The organism is Pseudomonas sp. FW305-28 (assembly GCF_017351395.1).
In the GTDB taxonomy this organism is placed as follows: Bacteria; Pseudomonadota; Gammaproteobacteria; order Pseudomonadales; family Pseudomonadaceae; genus Aquipseudomonas; species Aquipseudomonas fluorescens_AA.
The window spans coordinates 1-17,840 of the sequence record NZ_JACNDD010000135.1 but is presented as its reverse complement, the minus strand read 5'-3'; the positions used below and the strand labels follow the sequence as shown (position 1 = coordinate 17,840).

The window sequence follows — 17,840 nt, the reverse complement described above, 5'->3', positions numbered from 1 at the left end:
ACTAAGCCCTGACCTCCACCTCCCCCAAATGCCCCCCATGCGGCCCGAAACTGCGCTCGACCATCTGCCGCGTCCCATCGGCATGGACAATCAGCGCCGTACTCGCCCGCGTCCCGTAGGCCGGGCTGGCAATGAACACACTCGATAGCAGCATCTCGGTCGCCAGGCCCACGCCCGTGTCTGGCAGTTCCGCCACCGGCGCGGGTTGCGGGTCGTTCAGCAGCGCCAACAAGGCCTCGGGCTGCGGATCGTCCAGCACCTCGCCCAGGGCCGTCCGGGCCTTGAGCAATTTGGGCCATGGTGTGTTCAGCCCAGCGTTCGACAAACCATAGACGCCCTCGGCCAGCCGCTGGGGCTGGGTATCGCGGGCGTTGTGGTGCCACAGCTCGGTGCCATCGCCGAGCAGCAGGTTGAAACCACCATACTCGTTGGCGCGGGGCACGATCTCGCTGAGGTAATCGGCAATCGACAGATTCCCGGTCAGGAACCGCGCTACCAGCTCACCGCGCGACTTGAAGGCCGGCACCTGGCCCGGGTCGCGGATGTTGGTCAGGGCGGCAAAACGACCTTCGGCGCCAATGCCGAGCCAGGTGCCACCGGCTTCGAGATCGCGGCCGGCATGAACATGGGGCGCGTCAGGCCACTGCGCCAGGGGCAAGGTTGGCCGGGCGTAGAACTCGTCGCGGTTGGCCGCCACGATCAGCGGTTGGGCGTGGCCGGGTCGCCAGGCAAATACGATCAGGCACATCAGGTCGTCCTGTTAATAATGCCAATCCATTGAAAGAGTAGAGCCGAACACAGCCTTTGTGGCGAGGGAGCTTGCTCCCGCTGGGCTCTGTAGGAGCTGGCGAAGCCTGCGATCTTTTGACCTTTCGCTTGGGATTCAAGTGTCAGGGGAAAGATCGCAGCCTCGTTGCACTCGACAGCTCCTACACCCAGCGGGAGCAAGCACCCTCGCCACAACAGCAGTTCGCCACCCAATATCTCCAGGGTTCTCAGCCCACTCTACCCACACATCGCCCCGGCATCCATCGCCTTCAGTGGAGCCTGGGGCCCTGGATCCGTTACCATGCCGCTCTTATTTCGGGGATGGGCGGGGAGAGTCTGGTGGAATTTGTGCTCTATCTGCTGCTTGGCGCCTGCGCGGGTGTGCTGGCCGGGCTGTTCGGCGTGGGGGGCGGGATCATCATCGTCCCGGTGCTGGTGTTCAGTTTCACCCTGCAGGGTTTCGATCCGCAGGTGTTGACGCACCTGGCCGTCGGCACGTCCCTGGCATCGATCATCTTCACCTCGGTCAACGCCGTGCGCGAGCACCAGCGCAAAGGCGCGGTGCGCTGGCCGATTTTCGCCTGGATGACGGTGGGAATCCTGATCGGTGCCGGTTTCGGCGCGATCACCGCCGAAGCGATTTCCGGCCCGCACCTGCAAAAGATCATCGGCGTGTTCGCCCTGATCGTTGCCGTGCAACTGGCCCTGGACGTCAAGCCCAAGGCCAGCCGCACCGTACCGGGCAAGGCCGGGCTGACCGTGGCCGGCACCGTGATCGGCTGGGCCTCGGCGATTTTCGGCATCGGCGGCGGTTCGCTGACCGTGCCGTTCCTGACCTGGCGCAGCGTGCCGATGCAGCAAGCGGTCGCGACGTCATCGGCCTGCGGACTGCCCATCGCCGTGGTCAGTGCTTTGAGTTTCATGATGCTGGGCTGGCACGATCCGCTGCTGCCAGCCCATAGTCTCGGTTTTGTGTATTTGCCGGCGCTGCTGGGCATCGCCCTGACCAGCATGGTCTTCGCCCGTTTCGGCGCGCGGCTGGCCCATCGCCTGTCGCCGCGCTTGCTCAAGCGGCTGTTCGCCGCCTTGCTATTCTGCGTGGGCTTGAGTTTTCTGTTCTGACGCAATCCTGGCTTAATCCCGAGGTGGCAGCGTCGCCCGGGCATTTTTGACGTTTACGAGGAATATCAATGCTGCCTTACCCGCAGATCGATCCGGTGGCCCTGGCCATCGGCCCGCTGAAAATCCACTGGTACGGCCTGATGTACCTGATCGGCATCGGCGGCGCCTGGCTGCTGGCGTCGCGCCGGCTCAACCGCTTCGACCCGACCTGGAACAAGGAAAAGCTCTCCGACCTGGTGTTCTGGTTGTCCATGGGCGTGATCGTCGGCGGACGCCTGGGCTACGTGCTGTTCTACGACCTGAGCGCCTACCTGGCCAACCCGACGCTGATCTTCGAAGTCTGGAAAGGCGGCATGTCGTTCCACGGCGGGTTCATCGGCGTGATGCTGGCGGCGTTGTGGTTCGGCAAGCGCAACAACAAGTCGTTTTTCGAGCTGATGGACTTTGTCGCGCCGATGGTGCCGATCGGCCTGGGCGCCGGGCGCATCGGCAACTTCATCAATGCCGAATTGTGGGGCAAGCCGACTGACGTGCCATGGGCGATGATCTTCCCGCCGTTCAGCGACCCGGCGCAATTGCCGCGCCACCCATCGCAGCTGTACCAGTTCGCCCTCGAAGGTGTGGCACTGTTCCTGATCCTCTGGCTGTTCTCGCGCAAGCCGCGGCCAACCATGGCGGTATCGGGCATGTTCGCGCTGTTCTATGGCATCTTCCGTTTCATCGTTGAATTCGTCCGCGTCCCGGATGCCCAGCTTGGCTACCTTGCCTGGAACTGGCTGACCATGGGCCAGGTGCTGTGCCTGCCGATGATCATCGGTGGCCTGGCGCTGATCTGGCTGGCTTATCGTCGTGCACCGGCTGCGGCGGCCAAGGTTTAAAATTCGAACTCCGGGGCGCTGGCCTCGGGTTCAAGGACACAGGTAACCCATGAAGCAATATCTCGATCTGGTGGCCCACGTCATCAAGAACGGCACCAAGCAAGCCAACCGCACCGGCGTGAACACCATCAGCTTCCCCGGCGCCATGCTGCGCTACGACTTGAAGGACGGCTTCCCGGCCATCACCACCCGCAAGATGGCCTTCAAATCGGCCATCGGCGAAATGTGCGGTTTTCTCCGGGGCGTGAACAATGCCGCCGAGTTCCGCGCCCTGGGCTGCAAGGTCTGGGACCAGAACGCCAACGAAAACGCCCAGTGGCTGGCCAACCCGTTCCGCCAGGGCGACGACGACCTGGGCGAGATCTACGGCGTGCAATGGCGCAAATGGCCGGCCTACAAGCAGATCCCCCTGAGCAACCCGGCGGCCATCGAGCAGACGCTGGCCCAGGGTTACCGGCAGATCGCCGAAGGCGAAGAAAACGGCCAGGCCTACGTGGTGCTGTACAAAGCCATCGACCAGGTTCGCCAGTGCGTCGACACCATCATCAAGGACCCGGGCAGCCGCCGTATCCTGTTCCACGGCTGGAACTGCGCCCAGCTCGATGAAATGGCCCTGCCGCCGTGCCATCTGCTCTACCAGTTCCACCCGAATGTCGAGACCAGGGAAATCTCCCTGACCCTCTACATCCGCTCCAACGACCTGGGCCTGGGCACGCCGTTCAACCTCACCGAAGGCGCCGCCCTGCTGAGCCTGATCGGTCGCCTGACCGGCTACACGCCGCGTTGGTTCACCTATTTCATCGGCGATGCCCACGTCTACGAAAACCACTTGGACATGCTCAACGAACAGCTCAAGCGTGAGCCGTTCCCAATGCCCAAGCTGGTGATTTCCGAACGCGTGCCGGAGTTTGCCAAGACCGGTGTGTACCAGCCTGAGTGGCTGGAGTTGGTGGAGCCGGGCGACTTCTCCCTGGAAGGCTACCAGCACCATGAGCCAATGACCGCGCCGATGGCGGTCTAAGCCACACCACCCGCCCCTGTGGGAGCGAGCTTGCTCGCGATGAGGCCATTACACTCAACATAGATGTTGACTGCCAAGCCGCTATCGCGAGCAAGCTCGCTCCCACAAAGGCTCAATGCCCATGACTGCGCCCCACATGCGAATGCTCCACCTCCGGCGCCACCGCCCCGCTCACCTCCAGCCGCTGCAAGATCCCGCATTGATCCAGGTCCGGCCCTTCGCCACAGCGATGGCGCAGGTCGATCAGTTGTGTCTGCAGGGCCAGTAGGCCATCGATGCGGGCCTTGACGTGCTGGATGTGTTCGTCGATCAGCGCATTGACGCTTTCGCATTGGTCTTGGGGGCTGTCGCGTAGGACCAGCAGGCTGCGGATTTCTTCCAGGGTCATGTCCAGGGTGCGGCAGTTGCGGATGAACGTCAGCCGCTCGGCATGGGCCTGGGTGTAGACGCGGTAATTGCCGTCGCTGCGGGCCGGTTCCGGCAGCAGGCCCTCACGCTCGTAATAGCGGATGGTTTCGACCTGGCAGTCGGTGATTTTCGCCAGTTCTCCGATCTTCATGATGCGGCCTCCGAAATAGGTGCTTGACCCTATAGTGGCTACAGGGTCTTTACTGCGCAACAGGCACTTTTCACGGACGTCACCCGATGAGCGATTCCCTTCACACCCACAAACCCGAGCACGGCCATGACCACGGGCATTCCTGCTGCGCCTCGAAAGCGGCGCCAGCGGTGGTCAACCTCGGCAAAACGCCGACGGACGGTGCGCGGCTGAGCAGTTTCCGCATCGAAGCCATGGACTGCCCCACCGAACAGACACTGATCCAGAACAAGCTCGGCAAGCTCGAAGGCGTGCAGCGACTGGAATTCAACCTGATCAACCGTGTGCTGGGCGTGACTCACGATTTGCCCACCGACGCGCCGATCATCCAGGCCATCGAGTCCTTAGGGATGCAGGCCGACCCGCTGACCCCGGGCCAGAAATCGCAAACCCACGACCTGCCCGCCCCGGCCAAACCCTGGTGGCCGTTGGCACTGTCCGGCGTGACGGCCTTGGGCGCCGAGCTGATCCATTTCACCAATGCCGCGCCCAACTGGGTGGTCGCGCTGGTGGCGTTGGTGTCGATCCTCAGCGGTGGCCTGGGCACGTACAAGAAGGGCTGGATCGCCCTGAAGAACCGCAACCTGAACATCAATGCGCTGATGAGCATCGCCGTGACCGGTGCCGTGCTGATCGGCCAATGGCCGGAAGCGGCGATGGTGGTGTTCCTGTTCACCGTGGCCGAGCTGATCGAGGCCAAATCCCTGGACCGGGCGCGTAACGCCATCAGTGGCCTGATGCAGATGGCCCCGGAACAAGCCACCGTGCAACAGGCCGATGGCAGTTGGCAGGTGCAAGAGGTCAAGGCCATTGCCCTGGGTGCGCGGGTGCGGGTGCGCCCCGGCGAACGCGTGGGCCTGGACGGTGACGTGGTCGCCGGCCGCTCCACCCTCGACCAGGCACCGATCACCGGCGAAAGCCTGCCGGTGGAGAAAACCGTTGGCGACAAAGTGTTCGCCGGCACCATCAACCAGGCCGGCGAACTGGAATACACCGTGACCGCGGCGGCCGACCAATCCACCCTGGCGCGGATCATCCACGCCGTGGAGCAAGCCCAGGGCTCCCGCGCACCGACCCAGCGTTTCGTCGATCAGTTCTCGAAAATCTACACCCCGGCGGTGTTCGCCCTGGCCTTGGCCGTGGCCGTCATCCCACCGCTGTTCATGGGCGCGGCGTGGTTCGACTGGATCTACCGGGCGCTGGTGCTGCTGGTGGTCGCCTGCCCCTGCGCCCTGGTGATTTCCACGCCCGTGACCATCGTCAGCGGCCTCGCCGCCGCGGCGCGCAAAGGCATCCTGGTCAAGGGCGGCGTGTACCTGGAGGGCGGCTACAAGCTCGACTACCTGGCCTTGGACAAGACCGGCACGATCACCCACGGCAAACCGGTGCAAACCGACTACGTGGCCCTCGACCCGACAGTGCAAAGCACCGCCCCGGCCCTGGCCGCCAGCCTCGCCGCCCGTTCCGACCACCCGGTGTCCCGGGCGATTGCCAATGCGGCGGTGGATAAGCAACTGGCCCCGCAGGTTGTGGATAACTTCGAGGCGCTTGCCGGACGCGGCGTGCGCGGCGACATCGGCGGCCAGACCTATCACTTGGGCAATCACCGCCTGGTAGAAGACCTCGGCCTGTGCTCTCCCGAGCTGGAAGAAAAACTCTTCGCCCTGGAAAAACAAGGCAAGTCGGTGGTGCTGCTGCTCGACGCTACGGGCCCCTTGGCGCTGTTTGCCGTGGCCGACACCGTAAAGGACTCCAGTCGCGAAGCCATCCGGCAATTGCACGACCTGGGCATCAAGACCCTGATGCTCACCGGCGACAACGCCCACACCGCCGAAGCGATTGCCGCGCAGGTGGGCATGGATCAGGCGCGGGGCGACTTGTTGCCGGAAGACAAGCTGCAAGCCATTGAAGCGCTGTATGCCCAGGGTCACCGCGTCGGCATGGTCGGCGACGGCATCAACGACGCCCCGGCCCTGGCCCGTTCGGAAATCGGTTTCGCCATGGCGGCGGCCGGCACCGACACGGCCATCGAGACCGCCGACGTCGCGCTGATGGACGATGATCTGCGCAAGATTCCAGCGTTCATTCGCCTGTCGCGGCAGACGTCCAGCATCCTCAAGCAAAACATTGCCCTGGCGTTGGTGATCAAGGCGATTTTCCTTGGGGTCACCTTCGCCGGGCTTGCCACCATGTGGATGGCGGTGTTTGCCGACATGGGGGTGAGTTTGTTGGTGGTGTTCAATGGGTTGCGGTTGTTGCGCAAGTAAAAGGCCAGGGTGACCGGACTGGCCTCATCGCGAGCAAGCTCGCTCCCACAGTGGTTCTCTTTTGCTCGCAGAATATGTGCTCACTGAGGATCCCTGTGGGAGCGAGCTTGCTCGCGATAGGGCTGCGCAGCAGCCCTTATAGGGCCGCTTCGCGGCCCAGCGGGAGCAAGCTCCCTCGCCACAGAAGCAGTGCATGGCAACTCTCGTCAGCAGTGCATGGCCGTTCTCGTCGCAATGACGGTCAATCGCGCTTGGGCTCGCGGATCTTGTACCAGGCCACATACAGCGCCGGCAGGAACAGCAGCGTCAGCAGGGTGGCGATGATGATCCCGCCGATCATCGCGTAGGCCATCGGCCCCCAGAACACTTCCCGGGCAATCGGGATCATCCCCAGGCTCGCCGCGGCGGCCGTGAGCAGGATCGGCCGGCGCCGGTGTTCGGTGGCCTCCACCACCGCGTCCCAGGGCTCGTAGCCGTCACGTTCGTATTCATCGATCTGGGTCACCAGGATCACCGAGTTACGGATGATGATGCCGATCAAGGCAAGGATCCCGAGGATCGCCACGAAGCCCATGGGCGTGCCCGTCGGCACCAGCGCCAGCACCACGCCGATCAACCCGAGGGGCGCGACGCTCGCCACCAGGAACAGTTTCTGCACGCTGTGCAGCTGGATCATCAGGAAGGTCGCCATCAGAAACAGCATCAGCGGCACGACGCTGGCGATCGGCCCTTGGGCCTTGCTGCTTTCTTCCACCGTGCCGCCCGTGGCGACCTTGTAACCCACCGGCAGGCCGGCGGCGAACTTGTCGATGTCCGGTTGCAGTTGCTTGACCAGGTCGGTGGGCTGGATCTCGTCGCGCACCGCGGCCTTGATGGTGATGGTCGGCTTGCGGTCGCGACGCCACACCAACGGCTGTTCCAGTTCATAGCGCACCGTGGCAAACGCCAGTAACGGAATCGAGGTGCCACTCGGGGTGACGATCTGCAGGTTCTGCAGGGTTTCCGGCGAACCGCGCTCGGCATCTTCAGCGCGGCCGACCACATCGATCAGGTAGATATCGTCGTTGACCTGGGTCACCGGCGAGCCACTGACGATGCTGTTCATCAGCCTGGCCACATCATCGGAAGACAAGCCCAATTGCCGCGCCTTGTCTTGGGCGATATCAATGCGCAGGACCTTGCCCGGCTCGTTCCAGTCGTAAATGATTTCGCCGATGTGCGAGTTCTTGTCCAGCTCGGTGGCCAGCTCGATGGCGTGCTTGCGCACCTGGTCGACGTCCTTGCCGCTGACCCGGTACTGGATCGGCCGGCCCACCGGCGGGCCCATTTCCAGGGCCTGCACGTAGCTGCCAATGCCGACGAAATCCTCGCGCAGACGCTTTTGCAGGCGCTCGGTCAGGGCGTTGCGCGACTCCAGGCCCTTGCTGACGATCACCAGTTGCGCGTAGTAGGGGTTCTGCAATTGCTGGTCCAGCGGCAGATAGAAGCGAATCGCGCCTTCGCCGATGTAGGTGCTCCAGCGCGCGATGTCCGGGTCACCCTTGAGGGTCGCTTCCAGGCGGTCGACGGCTTTGCGGGTCTCGTCCATCGAGGCGTTTTGCGGCAGGTTGAGGTCCACCAGGATTTCCGGTCGGTCCGAGGAGGGGAAGAACTGGTTCTGCACGAAGCGCATGCAAAACACCGCCAGCACGAACAGCAACACCGTGATGCCAATGGCCCACCAGCGATTGCGCATCGCCCACAGCAGGCCGCCGTTGAACGCCCGGCCGATCCGTCCCGGCTCGGCGCTGTGAGGTTTGACGTTGGTGCTGAGAATATGCACGCCGATCACCGGGGCAAACAGCACCGCGACGATCCACGACACCAGCATCGCCACGGCGATGACCGCGAACAGGGTGAAGGTGTACTCACCGGCGGAACTCGCATTCAGGCCGATGGGCACGAAACCGGCGACAGTCACCAGGGTCCCGGTGAGCATCGGGAACGCCGTCGAGGTATAGGCAAAGGTCGCGGCCTGCTCCTTGCTGTCACCTTTTTCCAGGCGCGTGACCATCATCTCCACGGTGATCATCGCATCGTCCACCAGCAGGCCGAGGGCGATGATCAACGCGCCGAGGGAAATCCGCTGCATGGTGATGCCGCTGTATTCCATGAACAGGAAGACCATCGCCAGCACCAGTGGGATCGAACAGGCCACCACCAGCCCGGCCCGTACGCCAAGGCTGATGAAGCTGACGACCAGGACGATGATCACCGCCTCGAACAAGGCGCTGGTAAAGCCGCCGACGGCCTCCTCCACCACCTCGGCCTGGTCCGACACGGTGTGCACGCCAACGCCCACCGGCAGGTCGGCGGTCAGTTCGCTCATGCGCGCATGCAGCGCCTTGCCGAAATCCTGGATGTTGCCACCCTTCTTCATCGCGATGGCGAGACCGATGGCCGGCGTGCCGTTGAAGCGGAACATCGGTGTGGCGGGGTCGACATAACCGCGGCTGATGTCGGCGATGTCGGCCAGTCGATAGAACCGGTCATTGAGCCGCAGGTTGACGTTGGCCAGGTCTTTTTCCGACTGGAACTGCCCGGACGTACGCACGGAAATCCGCTCCGGCCCCGCGTCGATCACCCCGGCCGGCGTCACGGCATTCTGCGACTGCAGGCTCTGCACCACCTGCTGCTGATCGATGCCCAGCGCAGCGAGTTTGCGCGTGGAGAAGTTCAGGTACAGCACTTCATCCTGTTCGCCGAGCATTTCCACCTTGCCCAGCCCGGGCACGTCGCGAATCTCGGCGCGCACCTGCTCCACGTAGTCGCGCAACTGGCGCATCGACAGACCGTCGCCGGTGAAGGCATATACCGAACCGTACACGTCACCGAACTCGTCGTTGAACCCCGGGCCTTGCAGCCCCTGGGGGAAGTCGCCACGAATGTCGTCGATCTTCTTGCGTACCTGGTACCAGATCTCGGGGATGTCCTTGGCCCCGGTGGTGTCGAGCAGGTACACGAACACCGTCGATTCGCCCGGACGGGTGTAGCTTTTGACGTAGTCGAGGGAGTCGAGCTCTTCGAGTTTCTTCTCGATGCGGTCGGTGACCTGCTTGAGGGTTTCTTCCTGGGTCGCGCCCGGCCAGCGGGTCTGGATGATCATGGTCTTGATGGTGAACGACGGGTCTTCCTCCCGCCCCAGGTTCATGTACGAGAACACGCCCATCAACAGCGCCACGAACATCAGGTACCAGACGAACGACTGATGCCGCAGGGCCCATTCGGATAAGTTGAAAGGCCCTTTCATCGTGCGTCCTCGTCGAGTTTCACTTTCTGCCCCGGCTTGAGGCTGTTCACGCCGGCGCTGACCACGCGGTCGCCGGCCTTGATGCCGTTGGCCACCAGCACCGCGTCATTGGAGCGTTCGAGAATCCGGACTTCGCGGGGGGAGACGGTCTGGTTCTGCGGGTCGATGAGCCAGATGCGCACCTTGCCGTCGATCTCTTGCAGGGCGCTGAGCGGCAGCTCGATGCGCGGTTCGATGGTCGAGCTCAGGGTCACGCTGATGGCCGTGCCCAGGCGAAAACCTGGCGGTGTGTCGGTCAGCGTCAGGCGCGCGCGGCGGGTGCGGGTAGCGCTCTGGGCCTGGGGTTCGATCTCGCGCACGATGGCGCTGGTGTGGATCGTCGGGTCCAATTGCGCCGCGACCTCGAACACCACGTCCGTGGGCAGGCGCTCGACCAGCCCGGCCGGCAGGTCGATCACCGCTTCCTTGACGTCCGGACGGGCCAGGGTCACCACTTGTTGGCCGGCGGTGACCACCTGCCCCGCTTCGGCATTCCAGGCCGTGACGACGGCATCGTGGTCGGTACGCAGCTCGCTGTAGTTGAGCTGGTCGCGGGCCTGCTCCACCGAGGCCCGGGCCTGTTCGAGAGAGGCGCCGGTGGTTTTCAGATCGGTCTGGGCGATGTCCAGTTGCGCCTGGGCCCCAACGCCACGGTCGAACAATTGCTGCTGGCGACGGGCATTGGCCTGGGCATTGATGTACTGCGCCTCGATCCGCGCCAGGTCGCCTTGGGCGGCGCGCAACTGGTTCTGCTGGTCGGTGGGGTCGAGCGTGGCGAGCAAGTCGCCCTTCTTCACTTCAGCACCGACATCGACGTTGCGGCTGGCGATACGTCCTGGCACGCGGAAACCCACGTTGCTCTCGTATCGCGCCTGGATATTCCCGGCGAACCGCCCGAGTGCCTGCTGGTCTAGGGCCCGGACCTCAACGGACAACACCGGGCGCACCGGTTCGGGCGGCGCCTCTTCCTTGGAGCAAGCGGCCAACAACAGGCCGGCCGAGACCATCCACAAACGCTTCATGGCTGGGCTCCCGGCTTGGATTTTCCATAAGTGTCTTCAGCGATCTCGACGCCTACGCCGGGGTGCAGCAATTGCCCGCCCGCAGTGACGATTTTCTCACCGCCCTTGAGGCCGTCGCTGATGATGACCTTGCCGGTCAGGTAGCGGCCGACCGTCACCGTTTGCAGCTGCGCCTTGCCCTCGCCATCCACCAGCCATACGGCCGGCTCACTGAGGTTCTTGGTCAGGGCCGACCAAGGCAGCTCGAAAGCGGTCTTGCCGGCGGACTTGGCCGTGGCGCTGACCACCGACCCCAGGCGCATGCCTTCGGGCAGATCATTGAGGGTGACCTTGACCTGCACGGTGCCGGTCTGGGCAGACACCGCCGGGGTGATTTCGCGTACCGTGCCGGTGGTCTTGATGGCGGGGTCATCCAGCAGGCTGATGGTGATTGCAGGGTCCGACGGTGGTTCGCTCAACAGCGATTCGTAGACGTTGAACACCGCGTCGCGCTCGCCGTCCCGGGCCAGGCTGAAGATCGGCTCCGTGGCCTGCACCACCTGGCCGACTTCTGCCTGGCGCGCGGTGATGATGCCCGGAGCCTCGGCAATCAGCGCGGTGTAGCTCAATTGCTCACGGGCGTTGGCCAACTGGGCCTGGGCGGCGGCCAGCGCACTCTGGCTGCTGCGCAGTTGAGCCTGGGCCGCATCGTATTCGCTCTGGCTGGTGTAGCCCTTGGGCAGGAGTTTCTGCTGGCGTACGAACGCCGCCGCACTCTGCTTGACCCGCGCCTGCTCGGCGGCCACCTGGGCCTCGGCGGAGTCGACGTTGGTCTGCAGGTCCCGGGGATCGAGCCGGGCGAGCACTTGCCGGGCCGAGACCCGGTCACCGACATCGGCCTTGCGCTCGATGATCTTGCCGCCCACACGAAACGACAGATCGGCCTGCACCCGCGCCTGGACATCGCCGGTCAAGGTCACCGAGGCTGCGTATTCACTGGGCACGGCTTGCTGCACGAAAACCCGTGGCAGGGCTTTTTCTTCGGGCTTCTTATCACCGCACCCCGTCAACAATGCACACACGCCCAAACCAATAACCCATTTGATTCCGGGACCAGTCATGCAGACTCCTTTGCGTTGTACGGACGTACCAGTGACGATACGACTGTGAGCTTAGAACAGGGTTCACTGAAAGCACAGCAATCGGGCAGACTTGCTCCTGACGCCCGTGCAAAGGAAACAGGCATGCTCAAGACATTGGCGGTGGCCAACTACCGTTCGATCAATAAATTGGTCATTCCCCTGGGCCGGCTGAACCTGATCACCGGCCCCAACGGCAGCGGCAAATCCAATCTGTACCGTGCCCTGCGCCTGCTGGCCGAGACGGCCCAGGGTGGGGTGGTCAATGCCCTGGCCCGTGAAGGCGGACTCGATTCGACCTTCTGGGCCGGCCCGGAGGAAATCAGCCGCCGCATGCGTAACGGCGAGGTGCCGGTCCAGGCGATTGTGCGCCAGGGCACCAAGCGCCTGCGCCTGGGTTTCGCCGGGGAAGACTTCAGCTATTCGATCGCCCTGGGCTTGCCGGAGCCCAGCAGTTCAGCGTTCTCGCTGGACCCTGAAATCAAGCGCGAATGCATCTGGGCCGGCCCGGTGTTTCGGCCCGCCAGCCTGCTGGTGGACCGCAATGGGCCGATGATTCGTGCCCGCGAAGGCCGTTCCTGGGATGTGCTGGCCCAGCACACGCCCACCTTCGACAGCCTGTTCGACCAGGTCGGCAGCCTGCGCACTTCGCCGGAGGTCCTGCAGATGCGCGAGTTCATCCGTCGCTGGCGCTTCTATGACCATTTTCGCAGCGACGCCGACGCCCCGGTGCGCCAACCGCAACTGGGCACCCGCACGCCGGTGCTGCACCACGACGGACGTGACCTGGCCGCGGCCCTGCAGACCATCCTTGAAATCGGCGAAGACGAAGCCCTGCATGCCGCCATCGGCGACGCGTTCCCCGGTGCCCGCCTGAACATCGAGAAACTGCAAGGCGGACGTTTCGCCATCGCGTTTCAACAACATGGCCTGCTGCGGCCGCTGTCCGCCGCCGAACTGTCGGACGGGACCCTGCGCTATCTGTTGCTGGTGGCCGCCCTGCTCACCCCACGACCGCCTTCGCTGATGGTGCTCAACGAACCGGAAACCAGCCTGCACCCGGACCTGTTGCCGGCCCTGGCACGGTTGATCATCCGCGCCTCGGCAAATTGCCAGGTCTGGGTCGTGTCCCACGCCACGCGCCTGATCGCCGCCCTGGAACAGGATGAGCAATGCAATTGCATCGTGCTGGAGAAAGACCTTGGACAGACCGGGATCGTCGGGCAGCGGGCGCTGGATGAGCCAGCGTGGCACTGGCCGGATTGAGTGGTGCCTGTAAACCGGATCGCGAGCAAGCTCGCTCCCACACAATTAACCCTGTGGGAGCGAGCGTGCTCGCGAAGGCGCGCTGAAGGTCTACACACCCCTCAGAGAATCACCCCTGCCATTTGCCACCCTCGACAATCACACTCTCCGGCTTGGTGTCATCGCTCAGTTCCTTGCGCACGTATTGGTCGTACAGCTTGAGCAAGTACTTCTCTTCACCCAGCTTCGCCAACTCAGCATTGACCCAATCACGCAACTCGATATTGCCCTTCTTCACCGCCGGTGCAATCGGCGCTTCGGCGCCCAGTGTCTGCTCCAGCACGCGATAGCCGGGGTTCTGCTTGGCCCAACTGAACAGCACCAGATTGTCCTGGGCATAGGCATCGCCACGCCCGTTGGCCAGGGCTTGCAAGGACTCGGAATTTTTCTCGAACTTGAGCAGCTTCCAGTCCGGGTGATTTTTGGTCAGCCAGATGTCCGCCGTGGTGCCGGTGGTGACGATGGTGGTGCGGCTCGCCAGGTCATCGAGGCTTTTCACCGCGCTGGCTTGTGGCACCAGCGCCTGCACCGCGACTTTCAGGTTCGGGTTGGTGAACTCCACCGCCTCCTTGCGCTCCGGGGTCACGGTCATGTTGGCCAGGATCAGGTCGACCTTGTCACTTTGCAGGAACGGAATCCGGCTCGCCGGTTCGACCGCGACGAACTCGACCTTGTTTTCATCGCCGAGCAGGTCCTTGGCGAATCGACGACCGATGTCGGTATCGAAGCCGACATAACGCCCCGCCTCATCGACGAAGCCAAACGGCGGCTTGTCGGTGAAGACGCCGACGATCAATTTGTCCCGCGCCTTGATTTTGTCCAGGTAGCTGGTCGACGCGGCGCTTGGGCTGGCCACGTTCGGCTTCGGCGGTTCTTCGGTTTTATTGCAGCCGGCCAGCAAAGCGGCGGCGAGCAACGGCAGTAGCAGCAGAGAAGACTTGGCAGTTTTCATGACAGTTCCAGTTCCTTTGTTTGAGTCGTTTTGGGTAGTGCGGCGACGTAGGAGAACTTCTCCAGGAACTGCTGCGCTCGTGCGGTTTGCGGGTTCGTAAAGAAAATCTCGGGAGGGTTTTGTTCAAGGATCCGCCCGGCGTCCATGAACACGATGCGGTCAGCCACGGCGCGAGCGAAGGCCATTTCGTGGGTGACGATCAACAGCGTCATGCCTTCGCGGGCCAGGCCCTGGATGACTTCCAGCACTTCCTTGACCATCTCCGGGTCGAGGGCGGCGGTGACCTCATCGAACAACATGACCTTGGGGTTCATGCACAGCGAACGCACGATGGCGATGCGTTGCTGCTGGCCGCCGGAGAGCTGACGTGGAAAGGCATCGCGCTTGTCCAGCAGCCCAACCCGCGCCAGCAAGGCTTCGGCCTGTGCGCGTGCTTCGCGGCGGTCGCGCTTTTGCACTTTGACCGGGCCGAGCAGCAGGTTATCGAGCACGCTCATGTGCGGGAACAAGTGATAGCTCTGAAACACCATGCCGATCTGCTGCCGCACTTCGCGCCAGTCGGTGCCCTTGTCCAGCAACTCGCGACCGGCGAATGCCAAGCTGCCGCTGTGGGCCACTTCCAGCCCGTTGAGACAACGCAGCAAGGTACTTTTGCCGCAACCACTGGGGCCGAGGATGACGATCACTTCGCCCGACTGCACTTGCAGATCGATGCCATCCAGCACCTGCTGTTCGCCGAAAAACTTGTTGAAATCCTTGAACTCGATCAATGCGCTCATGCTTGCGTCCAGCGCCGCTCAAGCACGCGGGAGGCGGCCGAAAGCGGGTAGCAGATAAAGAAGAAAAACAGGAACAGCGCGCCGTAGATCAGCACGGACTCGTAGGTGCGCTCGATGATCTGCTGGCCGACCTTGATCACGTCCACCACGCCGATCAGCACGGCCAGGGAGCTGGTCTTGATGATGCGCGTGTAGACGTTGATGGTCGGCGGTGTCATGCGTCTGAGCGCTTGCGGCAACAACACATGGCCGTAGAGTTGCGGACCGTTCAGGCCAATGGACAAGCCCGCCTCGCGCTGGCCGCGCGGCAACGAATGCAATGCACCGCGTACCACTTCACCCACCTCGCTTGCGCCCCATAACGACAACACCAGGACCGCGCACCAAAAGCTTGGAAGGCTCAGGCCGAAAAAGATCGGCAGGCCGAAGAACAGCAGGTACAACCAGACCAGCACCGGGATCGCCCGGAACAACTCCAGGTAGACCCGCAGAACGACATCCACGCCTTTCACACCCAACGTCCGCAACACCCCATAAAGCACGCCGCCCACGGTGCTTAGGGCGATGCTCAGGAAGGAAATCGACAAGGTTTGCGCGGCGCCCTTGCCCAGTTGCGGCAACGACACCCACAGCAACTCAAGACCCGAACTGGCCATGCTGGAGCCTCCTTTCCAGGCGGCTGAGCAGCAGCGACAGCGGCAAGAACAGCAGCACGCAAATCAGCGTCAGCACGGCGAGCATTTCGTAGGTCTTGTAGTAGAGCGCGATGTAGCTTTTGGTGGTGTAGAGAATCTCCGGCACCGCCACGGCCGAGACCACGGTGGTCTCCTTGAGCAGGAAAATGAAGTTGGCGAACAGCGACGGCAAGCTGAGGATCCCGGCCTGCGGCAGGATCACGTAGCGCAGCAACTGCCCGTGGGACAGGCCGATGGAACGGCCGGATTCCAATTGCGCCTGGGGCACCGCGTCCACGCCCGCCCGCAGCACTTCCGTGAGATAGGCGCCTCCCAGGAACGTCATGGTGATGATCGCTGCGGCAAACCCCGACACCTTGATGCCCAGCGCCGGCAAGGCGAAGTAGACGAAGAACAACTGAATAAGCAGCGGGGTGTTGCGGGCCAGCTCCACATACAGCCCCACCAGGCGTTGCAGGTAAGGCGTGCGCAACACCAGGACCGTTGCGTTCACGAGCGCCACCAGCAGCGAGGTGGCGATGGCGATAAGGCCGACTTGCAGTGTCACGCCCACGGCCTTGAGAAACGCCGGGAGGGTGCTGAGGATAAAAGCGTAATCGAAGTTCATTGAACATCCTGGACGCCGCTCGGTAAGCGGCGGTCGTGCGGTCCATGGGCAGCGGATAGCTACTCGGCAGGCACTGACTTTAATGGCATAAGAACTGTAATTTAAATACCGTTAAAGCATATTGATATCACGCAAAAAACTATCCCCGGATTTGCCGCGAAGAACAAAGACGACTATTTTCCTTGCGCCGCAGGGAGGATCTTTTTCGCCATCCCCCCTCACCATTACAAGGAAGAAAACATGGCTGACGTAAACGTGCCGCAGCGACTGGAACCGCAGGACATATTGAAATTGTTGATGGCGTTGCGCAGGGCGTTGAAGAGCGGGGAGACCTGATCCATCCCCTGTGGGAGCGAGCTTGCTCGCGATAGCGGCCTGTCAGTCACATCAGTGCTCATTGATGAACCGCCATCGCGAGCAAGCTCCCACAGTAAAAAACGCCGACGCTGTATCAGCCGTCGGCGTTTGAAACCATGAAAGGGTGTACCGCGCGAATCAGAACGCCGGCAGTACCGCGCCGCTGTATTTCTTCTCGATGAACGCCTTCACTTCAGGGCTGGTCAAGGCCTTGGCCAGTTTCTGGATGGCCGGGCTGTCCTTGTTGTCCGGACGGGCCACCAGGAAGTTGACGTAAGGCGAATCCGAACCTTCGATCACCAAGGCATCCTTGGCCGGGTTAAGACCCGCTTCCAGGGCATAGTTGGTGTTGATCAGGTCCAGGTCGACCTGGTCCAGCACCCGCGGCAGCATGGCCGATTCCAGCTCCTTGAACTTGAAGTTGCGCGGGTTCTTGGCGATGTCTTTCGGCGTCGCCAACGCGTTTTTCGGGTCTTTCAACTCGATCAGGCCAGCCTTCTGCAACAGGATCAGCGCACGGCCGCTGTTGCTGCCTTCGTTGGGCAGCGCGATGGTCGCGCCGTCTGGCAGGTCAGCCAGCGTCTTGTACTTCTTGGAGTAGCCACCGAACGGTTCGACGTGAACACCGATCACGGTCACCAGGTTCGTGCCTTTGCCTTCGTTGAAGTTCTTCAAGTACGGCAGGGTCTGGAAGTAGTTGGCGTCCAGGCGTTTCTGGTCAACCTGCACGTTGGGTTGGACGTAGTCGGTGAAGACCTTGATCTCCAGGTCCACGCCTTCCTTGGCCAGGGTTGGCTTGATCAGCTCGAGGATTTCAGCGTGGGGCACCGGCGTGGCGGCCACCACCAGTTTCTCTGCAGCCTGGGCCAGGCCCGACGTCAGGGCTGCCGCCAATGCGGTGAACAACAGAACCTTTTTCATGCAGTGTCCTTATCGAAAATCACAGTCGTCATGGACGACGGCTAAATGAGGGTGTGCCAGTGAAGTGCTATCGCTGGCGTGATGCGGACAATACCGATATTT

At 62.8% G+C, this 17,840-nt stretch carries 15 protein-coding genes; 5 read left to right on the top strand and 10 right to left on the bottom strand.

Translation table 11 applies throughout. The features are described from left to right. Position 1: 1 nt before the first annotated feature. Entirely contained in the window at positions 2–748 is a 747-nt protein-coding gene (locus J4E53_RS24405; RefSeq protein WP_103310501.1) for an NRDE family protein, read from the bottom strand. A 359-nt stretch (positions 749–1,107) separates the two neighbouring features. Here J4E53_RS24405 and J4E53_RS24400 point away from each other — a divergent pair, with 359 nt between their 5' ends. The 3 genes from J4E53_RS24400 (at position 1,108) to J4E53_RS24390 (ending at position 3,789) form a co-directional block, all read left to right on the top strand. Beyond that, positions 1,108–1,890, top strand: a complete 783-nt coding sequence (locus J4E53_RS24400) for a sulfite exporter TauE/SafE family protein (RefSeq protein WP_060743096.1) — start codon at positions 1,108–1,110, stop codon at positions 1,888–1,890. 68 nt (positions 1,891–1,958) lie between these two features. Then, the gene (gene lgt, locus J4E53_RS24395; RefSeq protein WP_030140534.1) at positions 1,959–2,768 is read left to right on the top strand and encodes a prolipoprotein diacylglyceryl transferase; all 810 of its coding nucleotides are present in this window, start codon (positions 1,959–1,961) and stop codon (positions 2,766–2,768) included. Between the two features lie 49 nt (positions 2,769–2,817). Continuing rightward, positions 2,818–3,789: a thymidylate synthase gene (locus J4E53_RS24390; protein ID WP_103310503.1), complete on the top strand. Its 972-nt coding sequence runs from the start codon at positions 2,818–2,820 to the stop codon at positions 3,787–3,789. A 112-nt stretch (positions 3,790–3,901) separates the two neighbouring features. Here the strand turns inward: J4E53_RS24390 and cadR are convergent, their stop codons facing one another. Then, positions 3,902–4,348, bottom strand: coding sequence for a Cd(II)/Pb(II)-responsive transcriptional regulator (gene cadR / locus J4E53_RS24385; protein WP_092201336.1), 447 nt, complete (start codon positions 4,346–4,348; stop codon positions 3,902–3,904). A gap of 86 nt (positions 4,349–4,434) precedes the next feature. On the opposite strand from cadR, the gene J4E53_RS24380 reads away from it, so the two are divergent. Further along, entirely contained in the window at positions 4,435–6,654 is a 2,220-nt protein-coding gene (locus J4E53_RS24380) for a heavy metal translocating P-type ATPase (RefSeq protein ID WP_103310504.1), read from the top strand. 241 nt (positions 6,655–6,895) lie between these two features. Here J4E53_RS24380 and J4E53_RS24375 read toward each other — a convergent pair whose 3' ends face one another. The 3 genes from J4E53_RS24375 to J4E53_RS24365 are packed head-to-tail and all read right to left on the bottom strand — an operon-like array spanning position 6,896 to position 12,104. Next, positions 6,896–9,943, bottom strand: a complete 3,048-nt coding sequence (locus tag J4E53_RS24375; protein ID WP_103310506.1) for an efflux RND transporter permease subunit — start codon at positions 9,941–9,943, stop codon at positions 6,896–6,898. Continuing rightward, the gene (locus tag J4E53_RS24370; protein ID WP_103310507.1) at positions 9,940–11,004 is read right to left on the bottom strand and encodes an efflux RND transporter periplasmic adaptor subunit; all 1,065 of its coding nucleotides are present in this window, start codon (positions 11,002–11,004) and stop codon (positions 9,940–9,942) included. Before J4E53_RS24370 ends, J4E53_RS24375 begins: the two co-directional genes overlap by 4 nt. Next, complete coding sequence (locus J4E53_RS24365; protein ID WP_103310509.1) at positions 11,001–12,104, bottom strand: efflux RND transporter periplasmic adaptor subunit; 1,104 nt, start codon at positions 12,102–12,104, stop codon at positions 11,001–11,003. Before J4E53_RS24365 ends, J4E53_RS24370 begins: the two co-directional genes overlap by 4 nt. Before the next feature lie 123 nt (positions 12,105–12,227). Here J4E53_RS24365 and J4E53_RS24360 point away from each other — a divergent pair, with 123 nt between their 5' ends. Beyond that, positions 12,228–13,388 carry an AAA family ATPase gene (locus tag J4E53_RS24360; protein ID WP_103310511.1) on the top strand — a complete coding sequence of 387 codons (1,161 nt, stop codon included), beginning with the start codon at positions 12,228–12,230 and terminating at the stop codon, positions 13,386–13,388. Between the two features lie 109 nt (positions 13,389–13,497). Here the strand turns inward: J4E53_RS24360 and J4E53_RS24355 are convergent, their stop codons facing one another. From J4E53_RS24355 to J4E53_RS24335, 5 genes are all read right to left on the bottom strand, one after another. After that, a complete protein-coding gene (locus tag J4E53_RS24355) occupies positions 13,498–14,379 on the bottom strand; it encodes a transporter substrate-binding domain-containing protein (protein WP_072409265.1) in 882 nt (293 codons plus the stop codon). Next, entirely contained in the window at positions 14,376–15,158 is a 783-nt protein-coding gene (locus tag J4E53_RS24350) for an amino acid ABC transporter ATP-binding protein (protein WP_103310513.1), read from the bottom strand. Before J4E53_RS24350 ends, J4E53_RS24355 begins: the two co-directional genes overlap by 4 nt. Continuing rightward, positions 15,155–15,814 (bottom strand): amino acid ABC transporter permease, encoded by a 660-nt coding sequence (locus J4E53_RS24345; RefSeq protein ID WP_092446074.1) that lies wholly within the window; start codon positions 15,812–15,814, stop codon positions 15,155–15,157. The genes J4E53_RS24350 and J4E53_RS24345 overlap by 4 nt, the downstream gene beginning before the upstream one ends. Then, entirely contained in the window at positions 15,795–16,460 is a 666-nt protein-coding gene (locus tag J4E53_RS24340; protein WP_103310515.1) for an amino acid ABC transporter permease, read from the bottom strand. The genes J4E53_RS24345 and J4E53_RS24340 overlap by 20 nt, the downstream gene beginning before the upstream one ends. A 495-nt stretch (positions 16,461–16,955) precedes the next feature. Continuing rightward, the gene (locus tag J4E53_RS24335; RefSeq protein WP_060739715.1) at positions 16,956–17,738 is read right to left on the bottom strand and encodes a MetQ/NlpA family ABC transporter substrate-binding protein; all 783 of its coding nucleotides are present in this window, start codon (positions 17,736–17,738) and stop codon (positions 16,956–16,958) included. Positions 17,739–17,840 lie beyond the last annotated feature (102 nt).